This is a genomic window from Streptomyces sp. NPDC058691 (genome assembly GCF_042714775.1).
Taxonomy (GTDB): Bacteria; Actinomycetota; Actinomycetes; order Streptomycetales; family Streptomycetaceae; genus Actinacidiphila.
Genome location: NZ_JBHXSO010000110.1, coordinates 1 through 12,414, shown reverse-complemented (window position 1 = coordinate 12,414; position 12,414 = coordinate 1). Strand labels below are relative to the sequence as shown.

At 71.4% G+C, this 12,414-nt stretch carries 10 protein-coding genes; 9 read left to right on the top strand and 1 reads right to left on the bottom strand.

The window, feature by feature from the left end; genetic code table 11:
- The first annotated feature begins 262 nt into the window (after positions 1-262).
- The 3 genes from ACFWVC_RS37665 (at position 263) to ACFWVC_RS37655 (ending at position 4,158) form a co-directional block, all read left to right on the top strand.
- Positions 263-2,590, top strand: coding sequence for an FdhF/YdeP family oxidoreductase (locus ACFWVC_RS37665; RefSeq protein WP_384298760.1), 2,328 nt, complete (start codon positions 263-265; stop codon positions 2,588-2,590).
- Between the two features lie 4 nt (positions 2,591-2,594).
- On the top strand, positions 2,595-3,143 hold the full coding sequence (locus ACFWVC_RS37660) for a beta-class carbonic anhydrase (protein ID WP_384298757.1): 549 nt from the start codon (positions 2,595-2,597) through the stop codon (positions 3,141-3,143).
- A gap of 208 nt (positions 3,144-3,351) precedes the next feature.
- On the top strand, positions 3,352-4,158 hold the full coding sequence (locus ACFWVC_RS37655) for an acyl-CoA dehydrogenase family protein (protein ID WP_384298753.1): 807 nt from the start codon (positions 3,352-3,354) through the stop codon (positions 4,156-4,158).
- 31 nt (positions 4,159-4,189) lie between these two features.
- Here ACFWVC_RS37655 and ACFWVC_RS37650 read toward each other — a convergent pair whose 3' ends face one another.
- Positions 4,190-4,879 carry a GntR family transcriptional regulator gene (locus tag ACFWVC_RS37650; RefSeq protein WP_384298748.1) on the bottom strand — a complete coding sequence of 230 codons (690 nt, stop codon included), beginning with the start codon at positions 4,877-4,879 and terminating at the stop codon, positions 4,190-4,192.
- A gap of 404 nt (positions 4,880-5,283) precedes the next feature.
- On the opposite strand from ACFWVC_RS37650, the gene ACFWVC_RS37645 reads away from it, so the two are divergent.
- The 6 genes from ACFWVC_RS37645 to ACFWVC_RS37620 form a co-directional block, all read left to right on the top strand.
- Positions 5,284-5,769, top strand: a complete 486-nt coding sequence (locus tag ACFWVC_RS37645) for an NAD(P)H-dependent oxidoreductase subunit E (RefSeq protein ID WP_384298736.1) — start codon at positions 5,284-5,286, stop codon at positions 5,767-5,769.
- Positions 5,766-7,382 carry a formate dehydrogenase beta subunit gene (locus ACFWVC_RS37640; protein ID WP_384298730.1) on the top strand — a complete coding sequence of 539 codons (1,617 nt, stop codon included), beginning with the start codon at positions 5,766-5,768 and terminating at the stop codon, positions 7,380-7,382. The genes ACFWVC_RS37645 and ACFWVC_RS37640 overlap by 4 nt, the downstream gene beginning before the upstream one ends.
- Positions 7,379-10,195, top strand: a complete 2,817-nt coding sequence (fdhF, locus tag ACFWVC_RS37635; protein ID WP_384298722.1) for a formate dehydrogenase subunit alpha — start codon at positions 7,379-7,381, stop codon at positions 10,193-10,195. The genes ACFWVC_RS37640 and fdhF overlap by 4 nt, the downstream gene beginning before the upstream one ends.
- A gap of 31 nt (positions 10,196-10,226) precedes the next feature.
- Positions 10,227-10,409, top strand: a complete 183-nt coding sequence (locus ACFWVC_RS37630) for a formate dehydrogenase subunit delta (RefSeq protein ID WP_384298717.1) — start codon at positions 10,227-10,229, stop codon at positions 10,407-10,409.
- A gap of 233 nt (positions 10,410-10,642) precedes the next feature.
- Entirely contained in the window at positions 10,643-10,846 is a 204-nt protein-coding gene (locus tag ACFWVC_RS37625) for a cold-shock protein (RefSeq protein WP_030069301.1), read from the top strand.
- Positions 10,847-10,932: 86 nt separating this feature from the next.
- Positions 10,933-12,414, top strand: a 1,482-nt coding sequence (locus tag ACFWVC_RS37620; protein ID WP_384298708.1) for a DEAD/DEAH box helicase, incomplete at its 3' end; no start/stop codon positions are given.

Sequence of the window (12,414 nt, the reverse complement as noted above, 5' to 3'; positions counted from 1 at the left end):
TCAAACTCTCCGACTCACCCACCACCATCCACCGCTCACCCCTCCTCGGCGAACACAACCACGACATCTACCACCACGAACTCGGCCTCAACGAAGACGAGTTGCCCCTCCTCAAGGCACAGGGCGTGATCTGATCCACGGCCGGGGCGCCCGGCCTCGATAGACGAGGTTTATCAAGCCGTAGGGCTGGGGGGCAGAAACGGGCCCGCCCGGCGGAGTCGTCACGCGCACGTGAGAACAGCAGAAAGGCACAGGCCAGACCATGAGCACCATCGAGGACCCGACCGACGACCATTTGGAGGTGACCCCGCCCAAGACCTGGGCGACCGGACTGCCTGCCGTGACGCACGCGATCCAGTACTCCCTGGGCCAGACCACGGTCCGGCGGACAGCGTTGACGCTGCTGAACATCAACCAGGCCAAGGGCTTCGACTGCCCCGGCTGCGCGTGGCCGGAGCCGGACCCGAAACACCGGCACCTGCAGGAGTACTGCGAGAACGGCGCCAAGCACATCAGCGACGAGGCGACCTCGCGCCGGGTCACCGCGGACTTCTTCCGGGAGCACTCGATATCCGAGCTGGACGGGAAGTCCGACTACTGGCTCAACCAGCAGGGCCGGCTCACCGAGCCCATGGTCAAGCGGCCCGGCTCGGACCACTACGAGCCGATCGGCTGGGACGGCGCCCTCGACCTGCTCGCCGGCGAACTGCGCGCCCTGGACTCTCCGGACGAGGCCCTTTTCTACACCTCGGGCCGGGTCAGCAACGAGGCCGCCTTCCTCCTCCAGCTCTTCGCCCGCGCCTACGGCACCAACAACCTGCCCGACTGCAGCAACATGTGCCACGAGTCCAGCGGCTCCGCGCTCAACGAGAGCCTGGGCATCGGCAAGGGCAGCGTGTCCCTGGAGGACATCCACCACTCCGACCTGGTCTTCGTCGTGGGCCAGAACCCGGGCACCAACCACCCGCGGATGCTCTCCGCGCTGGAGGAGACCAAGCGGAACGGCGGCCAGGTCGTCGCCGTCAACCCACTGCCCGAGGCCGGGCTGATGCGGTTCAAGCACCCGCAGAAGGCCCGCGGCATCGTCGGCCGCGGTACGCCCATCGCCGACCAGTTCCTGCAGATCCGGCCCGGTGGCGACCTCGCGCTGTTCCAGGCGCTGAACCTGCTGCTGCTGGAAGCCGAGGACGCCGCGCCGGGGACCGTGCTGGACCAGGAGTTCATCGACACCCACTCCACCGGCTTCGCCGAGTTCGCCCGGCACGCCCGCAAGACCGACTGGGACGACGTCCGCAAGGCCACGGGGCTGACCCGCGAAGAGATCGAGCAGGTGCACGAGCGGGTGCTGCGGAGCAGGAGCGTCATCGTCTGCTGGGCGATGGGCCTGACCCAGCACAAGCACGGTGTGCCCACCATCCGCGAGGTCGTCAACTTCCTGATGCTGCAGGGGAACATCGGGAAGCCGGGAGCGGGCGTGTGCCCCGTGCGCGGCCACAGCAATGTTCAGGGCGACCGCACCATGGGCATCTGGGAGCGGATGCCGCAGGCGTTCCTGGACGCGCTGGAGCGGGAGTTCGGCTTCACTCCGCCCACCCGGCACGGCTGGGACACCGTGGACTCCATCAGGGCCATGCGCGACGGCCGGGCCAGGGTCTTCGTGGGCGTCGCCGGCAACTTCGTCCGGGCCGCTCCCGACAGCGAGCTCACCGAGGCGGCGCTGCGCACGTGCCGGCTCACCGCGCACATCTCGACCAAGCTCAACCGCTCCCACACGGTCTGCGGCGAGACGGCGCTGATCCTGCCGACCCTGGGCCGCAGCGACCGGGACGTCCAGGGCGGCGTCGAGCAGTTCGTCACCGTCGAGGACTCCATGAGCCAGGTACACGCCTCCCGCGGCCGGCTGGAGCCCGCCTCCGGCGCACTGCTCAGCGAGGTGGCGATCATCTCCCGGCTGGCCGGCCGGACCCTCGGCGACACCCCGCCCGTTCCCTGGGCGGCGTTCGAGGCGGACTACGGCACCATCCGGGACCGGATCTCCCGCGTCGTGCCCGGCTTCCACGACTACGACGCACGGGCGGCCGAGCCGGGCGGCTTCCTGCTGCCGAACCCGGTCAACCACGGGACGTTCCCCACCCCGAGCGGCAAGGCGGTCTTCACGTGCAACGACTTCGCCATGGTCCAGGCCCCCGAGCGGCACCTCGTCCTGCAGACGCTGCGCTCGCACGACCAGTGGAACACCATCCCGTACGCGATGAACGACCGCTACCGCGGCATCCACGAAGGCCGCCGCGTCGTCCTGGTGAACCCCGTCGACCTGGAGGCCCTCGGCCTCGCCGACCGTGACCACGTCGACCTGGTGAGCGTGTGGCACGACGGGGTGGAACGCCGCGCCCGTGACTTCCAGGTGATCCCCTACCCCACGACACCCGGGTCCGCCGCCGCGTACTACCCGGAGACCAACGTCCTGGTGCCGCTGGACAGCGTGGCCGACATCAGCAACACCCCGACATCGAAGGGAATCGTGGTCCGGCTCGAACCGTCCGGTACCGCGGCACGGGTCCCTTCGCCTCCGCCCACCGGAATGAGGTAGCCCCATGTCGACGTCGACGCACGGCCCCGCGCAGACCGGCACGGAGGCGGTCATCGACCGCCTCGTGGAGTCCAACCGGAAGTACGCCGCGGGATTCACCGACCCGGGCATGGGAGCCCGCCCCGTCCTGGGGGTGGCCGTCGTGGCCTGCATGGACGCGCGCATCGATCTGCACGCCGCCCTCGGCCTCGAACTGGGCGACTGCCACACCATCCGCAACGCGGGCGGTGTCGTCACCGACGACGCGATCCGCTCCCTGACGATCAGTCAGCGCGCGCTCGGCACCCGCAGCGTCGTGCTCGTCCACCACACGGGCTGCGGTCTGGAGAGCCTGACCGAGGACTTCCGGCACGAACTGGAGCGGGAGGTCGGACAGCGGCCCGCCTGGGCCGTGGAGGCCTTCCAGGACGTGGACCAGGACGTCCGGCAGTCGATGCGGCGGGTGCGCACGTCGCCGTTCCTGCCGCACACCGACGACGTCCGCGGCTTTGTGTTCGACGTGTCGACGGGGCTGCTGCGCGAGATCGACCCCCAGGTCGACGTACAGCCCTGAGCAGACGTGCGCGCGGGCCGGCGGACGGCAGCCGGCCGGGGTCCGCGGGACGGCGGCCCCGGCACACGGCCCGCGCGCACCGTGGCGGGGCCGGTCGGCGCGGGCGCTCTCCGCGCGGACCGGTCCCGTACGCCCGGAAGCACATGTCTTCCGCCCGCCCACGGTCCGACGGCGGACCGCCGCACACCACTCCTGAGGGGGGCACCCCGTGTCGCACCACGCCGCTTTCGCCCACGTCCTGAGCAACGTCATCGAGCCCTTCGCCGAGAGGACCGGCGCGGAGCGGCGGTTTCCGCGTGCTGCGGTGACCGCCCTCGGCCAGGCCGGGCTGCTCGGACTCACCGTCTCCGCGGACCTGGGCGGCGGCGGGCTGCGCCTGTCCGACGCCGCCGACGTGGTGGCCCGGACCGCCGCCGCCTGCCCGGCCACCGCGGCCGTGCTCCAGTCGCACTACGCGGCCGTCGCCGTCATCGAGGCGCACGGCAGCCCCTGGATGCGCGCCGAGATCGCCGCCGGACGCCACCTCGGCAGCCTGGCGCTCGCCGAGGGCGTCCCCGGCGAGCAGGTCCTGCGGACCCCGCAGGGCCCGGCTCTGGCATCGCGCTCCACGGCCACCCGCACCGGTGAGGTGGTCGCCCTGCGCGCCCGCAAGCACGAGGTGGTCGCCGCCGGGGAGGCCGACAGCTATGTCTGGTCGTCCCGGCCGCTCGCCGCGGAGGACGGTCTGACGCTCTGGACGGTCCCCGCGCACGCGCCGGACCTGTTCGTCCCCGCCCGGACGGACGGGGGACCGTACGGCAGCGCCACCTCGACCGTCGTCGCGGATCCGGTCCTCGTCCCCGCCGACGCGATGCTCGGGCAGGACGGCGGGGGGTTCGACATCGTGCTGCGCACCGTGCTGCCGTGGCTGCGGGAGCTGCGGGCCGCCCTCGGCGCCGGCGCGGTCCACCCGTCGCTGGAGGTCGCGGCGGCCGCCGAACCGGGCCGCCTTCCCGTCGCCTCCCTCGCGTCGTGAACCGGTCGTGAACCGGCCGGGACGCGGCGGGTCAGCCGCGGGCCGTCGCCCCCGTGGCGACCGCCTTGCGGTACTCGCCCGTGCGCTTGGTGTGCTTGCTCATGATCTCGCTCGCTCGGGCGGCGTCGCCCTTGGCGATGGCCTTGATGAGCTGAGCGTGCTCGTTCCAGGCCTCTTTGCCGCGGGGCTTGGCGATGGGGGTGTAGTACCAGCGCACCTTCCGGCTCACCTGCGAGATGAGATCGGCCAGTACGGCGTTGCCGCCGATCGAGGTGATGAAGGCGTGCAGCGCGATGTTGGCCGTGACCAGTCGCTCGACGTCGCTCCCGGCGAGGGCGTCCACGCCCTCCTGATGCAGCACCCAGAGGCGTTCGACGTCCTCGGGCGTGGCGTTGCGGGCGGCGAGTTCGGCCGAGTGGGTCTCCAGGACGGCGCGGACGCTGAGGAGTTGGGTGGCTTCTTCTTGGGTGGGGGAGTGGACGAAGGCGCCTTGGGCGGGGCGGAGGTCGACCCAGCCGTCGGTCTGGAGGCGTTGGAGGGCTTCGCGTACGGGCTGGCGGCTGACGCCGAGGTGTTCGGCGAGTTCGGCTTCGACCAGGTGCTGGCCGGGTGTGAGGGTGCCGTTGATGATCAGCTCGATCAGCGCGTCGTACACGGCCTGGCGCAGCGGCGCCGGGCGGGCGACGCGGTGGGTCGCCGCCGCGGTGAGGGCCTCGCGCATCGTTCCCCCGTTCCGCCGGCGAGCCTGATGGGCCGTCGGCTCTGCCAGTGGAGTCCGCCGAGAGGGGCGATGACGGCGGGGACCCCCGAGCATACAGGTTTTGGTATGCAACATGGCGTGTGCTGCCGGTATGCGGCGGCGCGTCGGCACTCCGCCGCCGTACCGCCGGTGTCATCGGGCCGACAAATGTGCGTCGGGATTCTGTATGCAGAAGCTTGTATGCGTTATTGTCCTCAAGTACCGCCAGCACCGCCTGAAAACCGAAGCGGCTCTGTACGTCGGTCACGGACCCCGCGCATCCGCAGGAGAGGTCAAGGGGCCCGCATGTGTGTGTATCGAAGGTGTCGGACGATGGCTGAGCATCCCGCGCCCGCACTCCCGCGCGTCACGAAGGCGGAGCGGTCATGACGCCCGGGAGCACCGGCGCGAGCGACGCGTCCGTCGAGCAGGCGGTCCGGACGGCCGCGGCCGACCACCGGGGCCACCGGGGCCCGCTCCTGCCCATACTGCACGCCGTCCAGGCCGAGTTGGGCTGTGTGCCGCAGGAGGCCGTCGCGGTCCTCGCCGACGAGCTCAACCTCTCCAGGGCGGACGTCCACGGAGTGGTGACCTTCTACCACGACTTCCGCCGCGAACCGGCGGGGCGCACCACCGTGCGGATATGCCGCGCCGAGGCATGCCAGGCCCTGGGCGCCGAGAGCCTGATGGACTACGCCCGCGAAGCCGGACTGGAGCCGGGCGGGACGACCGCCGACGGCTCGGTGACCGTCGAGCAGGTCTTCTGCCTCGGCAACTGCGCGCTGGGGCCTTCGGTCGAGGTGAACGGCCGGTTGTACGGACGAGTTGGCACGGCCCGGCTGGGCTCGATCCTCAAGGGGACGGTCTCATGACACAGCGCTCTTCGGATTCCGTGGTGACGGTCTACGTCCCCCGCGACTCGGCGGCCAGGTCCGTCGGCGCGGACGAGGTCGCGGACGCGCTGCGGCACGCCGCCGCCGACCGTGAGCTGCCCGTCGAGGTGGTGCGCAACGGCTCCCGCGGCATGCTCTGGCTGGAGCCGCTGGTCGAGGTGGTCACCCCCGCCGGCCGCGTCGGCTACGGACCGGTCGCCCCCTCCGACGTGGAGGGCCTGCTGACCGCGGGCCTGCTGGAGGGCGCCGACCATCCGCTGCGCCTGGGCATCGTGGACGAACTGCCCTGGCTGGCACGGCAGACGCGGGTCACCTTTGCCAGGATCGGTGTGACCGACCCGCTGTCCGCCGAGGACTACCTGGCGCACGGCGGACTGGAGGGGCTGCGCGCCGCGCTGGCACTCGCCCCCGAGGACGTGGTCACCGAGGTCACCGACTCCGGACTGCGCGGCCGCGGCGGCGCGGGATTCCCCGCCGGCATCAAGTGGAAGACCGTCCTCGGCTGCGCCGACGAACTGAAGTTCATCTGCTGCAACGCCGACGAGGGCGACAGCGGGACCTTCGCGGACCGCATGGTCATGGAGGGCGACCCGTTCATGCTCATCGAGGGCATGACGATCGCCGCGCACGCGGTCGGCGCCCGAGAGGGCTACCTCTACATCCGCTCGGAGTACCCCGACGCGGTGGCCACCATGCGCGCGGCCATCGACATCGCGCGGGAGCGCGGATGGCTCGGCAAGGGCGTCCTCGGCTCCGCGCTCGACTTCGACCTGCATGTGCGGGTCGGCGCGGGCGCGTACATCTGCGGCGAGGAGACCTCCATGCTGGAAAGCCTGGAGGGCAAGCGCGGCACGGTCCGCGCCAAGCCGCCGATCCCCGCGATCGAGGGGCTGTTCGGCAAGCCGACCGTGGTCAACAACGTCCTCACGCTCGCCACCGTCCCCGTCGTCATGTCGCACGGAGCCAAGGCGTACCAGGAGCTCGGCGTCGACCGGTCGCGCGGCACCCAGGTGTTCCAGCTCGGCGGCAACATCGCGCGCGGCGGCATCGTGGAGACCGCCTTCGGCGTCACCCTGCGCGAACTGGTCGAGGACTACGGCGGCGGGACGTTCTCCGGGCGCCCGGTGCGCACGGTGCAGGTCGGCGGGCCGCTCGGCGCCTACCTTCCGACGTCGATGTTCGACCTGCCGATGGACTACGAGGCCTTCGCGGCGGCGGGCGCCATGCTGGGCCACGGCGGCATCGTCGTCTTCGACGACAGCGTCGACATGGCCGCGCAGGCCCGCTTCGCCATGGAGTTCTGCGCCGAGGAGTCCTGCGGCAAGTGCACACCCTGCCGGGTCGGCTCCGTCCGCGGCGTCGAGGTGATCGACAAGATCGTCGCCGGTCAGCAGCGGGACGAGAACCTGGCCCTGCTGGAGGACCTGTGCGAGCTGATGACCGACGGCTCGCTGTGCGCGATGGGCGGGCTGACGCCCATGCCGGTGCGCAGCGCCATCGCCCACTTCCCCGACGACTTCCTCGCTCGTGACACCGGCCACGGGAGCCGGAACAGGCAGCCCAGTGGCGCCAGGACGGAGGGCACGGCATGACACTTCTCAAGGAACCCGACTACGGCACACCGGAGCGGCCCGGAGCGGCGACGGTGTCGGTGGAGGTCGACGGGCTGCCGGTGGCGGTGCCGGAGGGCACCTCCGTGATGCGCGCCGCCGCGCTCGCCGGCATCGACATCCCCAAACTCTGCGCCACCGACAGCCTTGAGCCGTTCGGCTCCTGCCGGCTGTGCGTGGTGGAGATCGACGGCCGCCGGGGCACCCCCGCGTCCTGCACCACGCCGGTGGCGGACGGGATGAAGGTGAGCACGCAGACGCCGAAGGTGGAGAAGCTCCGCCAGGGCGTCATGGAGCTCTACATCTCCGACCACCCGCTGGACTGCCTCACCTGCCCGGCCAACGGAGACTGCGAACTGCAGGACATGGCCGGCGTGGTCGGGCTGCGGCAGGTCCGCTACGGCTACGAGGGCGAGAACCACCTCGACGCCGAGAAGGACACGTCCAACCCGTACTTCGACTTCGACGCGTCCAAGTGCATCGCCTGCTCCCGCTGCGTCCGCGCCTGCGGCGAGGTGCAGGGCACCTTCGCGCTGACCATCGAGGGGCGCGGCTTCGACTCCAAGGTCTCGGCGGGCGCCGGCGAGACCTTCATGGAGTCCGAGTGCGTGTCCTGCGGGGCGTGCGTGCAGGCCTGCCCGACCTCCACCCTCCAGGAGAAGTCGGTGGTCGAACTCGGCATGCCGACCCGGTCGGTGGTCACCACCTGCGCGTACTGCGGCGTCGGCTGCTCGTTCAAGGCGGAGCTGCGCGGCGACGAGCTGGTTCGGATGGTCCCGTACAAGGACGGCGGCGCCAACGAGGGCCACTCCTGCGTGAAGGGCCGCTTCGCCTTCGGGTACGCCTCGCACCCCGACCGGGTGCTCAAGCCCATGGTGCGCGAGAAGATCACCGACCCGTGGCGCGAGGTCGAGTGGGAGGAGGCCATCGGCACCGTCGCCCGGCGGATGCTCGAGCTCCAGGAGCGGTACGGCTCGGGCTCGATCGGCGCCATCACCTCCTCGCGCTGCACCAACGAAGAGGTCTACGTCGTCCAGAAGATGGTGCGCGCCGCCTTCGGCAACAACAACGTCGACACCTGCGCCCGCGTATGCCACTCCCCGACGGGATACGGGCTCAAGCAGACCTTCGGCGAGTCGGCGGGCACCCAGGACTTCCGGTCGGTGGCCGAGGCCGACGTCATCATGGTGATCGGGGCCAACCCCACCGACGGGCACCCGGTGTTCGCCTCCCGGATGAAGCGCCGGCTGCGCGAGGGCGCCAAGCTCATCGTGGTCGACCCGCGCCGCATCGACCTGGTGCGCTCCCCGCACATCGAGGCCGAGCACCACCTCCAGCTCAGGCCCAGCACGAACGTGGCCGTGGTGAACGCCATGGCGCACGTGGTGGTCACCGAGGGCCTGGTCGACCGGGGCTTCGTGGACGAGCGGTGCGAGGACTTTGACGCGTGGGCGGAGTTCATCGCCCGCCCGGAGAACAGCCCGGAGGCCACCGAGGAGATCAGCGGTGTGCCGGCCGCGGAACTGCGCGCCGCCGCACGGCTGTACGCGCAGGCGCCCAACGGGGCCATCTACTACGGCCTCGGCGTCACCGAGCACAGCCAGGGCTCGACCATGGTCATGGGGATGGCCAACCTCGCGATGGCCTGTGGCAACCTCGGCCGCGACGGCGTCGGCGTGAACCCGCTGCGCGGCCAGAACAACGTCCAGGGCTCCTGCGACATGGGCTCGTTCCCGCACGAACTGCCCGGCTACCGGCACGTCTCCGACGACGCCGTGCGCAAGGTGTTCGAGAACCTGTGGGGCGGCACCCTGCTCGCCGAGCCCGGGCTGCGGATTCCCAACATGTTCGACGCGGCGATCGACGGCACCTTCCGCGGACTGTTCGTCCACGGCGAGGACATCGCCCAGTCCGACCCCAACCTCAAGCACGTCACCGCCGCGCTGGCGGCCATGGAACTCGTCGTCGTCCAGGATCTGTTCCTCAACGAGACGGCCAAGTTCGCGCACGTCTTCCTGCCCGGCGCGTCCTTCCTGGAGAAGGACGGCACCTTCACCAACGCCGAGCGCCGGATCAACCGGGTGCGCGCGGTGATGAAGCCGAAGACGGGCAAGCACGAGTGGCAGATCGTGAGCGAGATCGCCACGGCCATGGGCTACCCCATGGCGTACGACCACCCGAGCCGGATCATGGACGAGATCGCCACGGTCACGCCCACCTTCGCCGGAGTCTCCTTCGAGGTGCTGGACAAGCTCGGCAGCGTCCAGTGGCCGTGCAACGAGTCGGCGCCGGAAGGCACACCGATCATGCACGTCGACGAGTTCGTCCGGGGCAAGGGCAAGTTCGTGGTCACCACCTTCGTGCCGACGGCCGAGCGCAGCACCCGGCGCTTCCCGCTGGTGCTGACCACCGGCCGGATCCTCAGCCAGTACAACGTCGGGGCGCAGACCCGCCGCACCGGCAACGTCGCCTGGCACCCCGAGGACATCCTGGAGCTGCACCCGCACGACGCCGAGGTCCGCGGCATCACCGACGGCGACATGGTGACGCTGGCCAGCCGTGTGGGGCAGACCACGCTGCGGGCGGAGATCTCCGACCGCATGCCGACCGGGGTCGTCTACACCACGTTCCACCACCCGGTGACCGGCGCCAACGTGGTCACCACGGAGAACTCGGACTGGGCGACCAACTGCCCGGAGTACAAGGTGACCGCCGTACAGGTCGGGCTCGCCCGCCCGTCGCGGGGCGAGTCCGCCGAGCCCGCCGAGGACGGCCTGCTCACGGTGGGGGACTGACATGGCCGTGGGAGTGCCGTCGGAACAGAGGATGGCCAACGACATCGCCGCGAACCTGGTGCACCTGCCGGGCGAGCAGGCCGCCGAGGCGGTCGCGGGCCACATCGGCAGGTTCTGGGACCCGCGCATGCGCGCTCGGCTCTTCGAGTGCGTCGACACCGGAGCGGACGGCCTGGACCCCCTGGTGGTGGCCGCGGTGCGGCTCATGCGCTGACGGGGCCGCGGCAGCGGCCGTCCCCCCGCGGGGACGGCCGCTGTGGCCGGACTCACAGCCGGCGGCCGCCGGGCGGCGGCGGGCCGGCGACCGCGCTGTGCTAGGGTTCTTGAAGTTGCAGTTGTGGTACCCATGGATCTATGTGCGCCTGACGGGAAACTTCTCCTTCAGGCGCATTATTTGTTCTACCCGGCATCTCCGGATGGGGCCTCTGCCTACAGAAGGAGAGCGTCATGGCACAGGGAACCGTGAAGTGGTTCAACGCCGAAAAGGGTTTCGGCTTCATCGAGCAGGACGGCGGCGGCCCCGACGTCTTCGCCCACTACTCGAACATCGCGACCCAGGGCTTCCGTGAGCTCCAGGAGGGCCAGCGGGTCTCGTTCGACGTCACGCAGGGCCAGAAGGGCCCGCAGGCGGAGAACATCGTCCCCGCCTGATCGCCGGACGCGTATCTGTTCACCGGGGTTCGCACCGCTTTGGTGCGGACCCCGGTTTGCGCTGGTTCCAGGAAGGCAGTAACCGCATGTCCCGCAGGCCCCAGAAGTCGAATCGGCGCCCGTCGTCGCCCGCACCGTCCGCGGCGCCGCCGCGGGAGTTCCGGCTGCCGGAAAGCACGACACCCGCGCTTCCCCCCGTCGAGGACTTCGCCGCTCTCGACATGCCCGCGGGGCTGCTGAAGACCCTCACCGCGCAGGGCGTGACCGACCCCTTCCCGATCCAGGCCGCGACGCTGCCCAACTCGCTCGCCGGCCGCGATCTGCTGGGACGGGGACGCACCGGCTCCGGCAAGACCCTGGCGTTCGGGCTGGCGCTGCTGGCCCGTACGGCCGGGCTGCGCGCCGAGCCCAAGGCGCCGCTGGCCCTCGTGCTGGTGCCCACCCGTGAACTCGCCCAGCAGGTGGCGGACGCGCTGACCCCGTACGCGACGGCCGTGAACCTCCGGCTGACCACCGTGGTCGGCGGGCTGTCCCTGACCAAGCAGGCCGCCACGCTCCGGCGCGGCGTCGAGGTCCTGGTGGCGACCCCCGGCCGGCTCAACGACCTGGTGGAGCAGGGCGCCTGCCTGCTCGGCGACGTGCGCATCACGGTGCTGGACGAAGCCGACCAGATGACCGACATGGGCTTCATGCCGCAGATCACCAAGCTGATCGAGCGTGTGCGGCCCGACGGCCAGCGCATGCTCTTCTCGGCCACCCTGGACGGCAACATCGACCGCCTGGTGCAGCGGTTCCTGACCGACCCCGTGGTGCACTCCGTGGACCCCTCGGCGGGCGCCGTGACCACCATGGAGCACCACGTGCTCCATGTGCTGGACGAGACCGACAAGAAGGCCGTCACCACGCGCATCGCGGCGCGCGACGGCCGGGTCATCCTCTTCCTCGACACCAAGCGCGCCGCCGACCGGCTCGCCAAGCGGCTGCTGTCCGTCGGCGTCCGCGCGGCGGCACTGCACGGCGGCCGCTCGCAGCCGCAGCGCAACCGCACCCTGGAGCAGTTCAAGACCGGGCTGGTCACCGCGCTGGTCGCCACCAACGTCGCGGCCCGCGGCATACACGTCGACGACCTCGACCTGGTCGTGAACGTCGATCCCCCGACCGACCACAAGGACTACCTCCACCGGGGCGGCCGCACGGCCCGCGCCGGCGGCTCCGGCAGCGTGGTCACGCTCGTCCTGCCCGAGCAGAAGCGGGACGTCACCCGGCTGATGTCGGACGCGGGCATCCGCCCCCGGACGGCCCGCGTCACGTCCAGCGACGCGGCACTGACCACCATCACCGGCGCCCGCGAGCCCTCGGGCGTGGCCGTCACCATCGAGGTCCCCCAGCCGGAGGCACCGGCCCCCCGCACCGGCGAGCCCGGCAAGCGGCCCAGCCGCCGGCGCCGCAGCGGCGCGGGTGGCGGCGGCGCGACCGCCGCCGGGACCGGCACCGGCGGAGGTCAGGGTGCGGACCGCCGCGCCTCGGCCGGCACCGGCCGCCGGGCGGGAACCCGCGGGACCACGAGC

What these genes read in the sequence shown, in the direction of transcription:
- ACFWVC_RS37665 (WP_384298760.1), top strand. Translation starts at nt 263, where the DNA reads ATGAGCACCATCGAGGACCCGACCGACGACCATTTGGAGGTGACCCCG.
- ACFWVC_RS37660 (WP_384298757.1), top strand. Translation starts at nt 2,595, where the DNA reads ATGTCGACGTCGACGCACGGCCCCGCGCAGACCGGCACGGAGGCGGTC.
- ACFWVC_RS37650 (WP_384298748.1), bottom strand. Translation starts at nt 4,879, where the DNA reads ATGCGCGAGGCCCTCACCGCGGCGGCGACCCACCGCGTCGCCCGCCCG.
- ACFWVC_RS37645 (WP_384298736.1), top strand. Translation starts at nt 5,284, where the DNA reads ATGACGCCCGGGAGCACCGGCGCGAGCGACGCGTCCGTCGAGCAGGCG.
- ACFWVC_RS37640 (WP_384298730.1), top strand. Translation starts at nt 5,766, where the DNA reads ATGACACAGCGCTCTTCGGATTCCGTGGTGACGGTCTACGTCCCCCGC.
- fdhF (WP_384298722.1), top strand. Translation starts at nt 7,379, where the DNA reads ATGACACTTCTCAAGGAACCCGACTACGGCACACCGGAGCGGCCCGGA.
- ACFWVC_RS37630 (WP_384298717.1), top strand. Translation starts at nt 10,227, where the DNA reads ATGGCCAACGACATCGCCGCGAACCTGGTGCACCTGCCGGGCGAGCAG.
- ACFWVC_RS37625 (WP_030069301.1), top strand. Translation starts at nt 10,643, where the DNA reads ATGGCACAGGGAACCGTGAAGTGGTTCAACGCCGAAAAGGGTTTCGGC.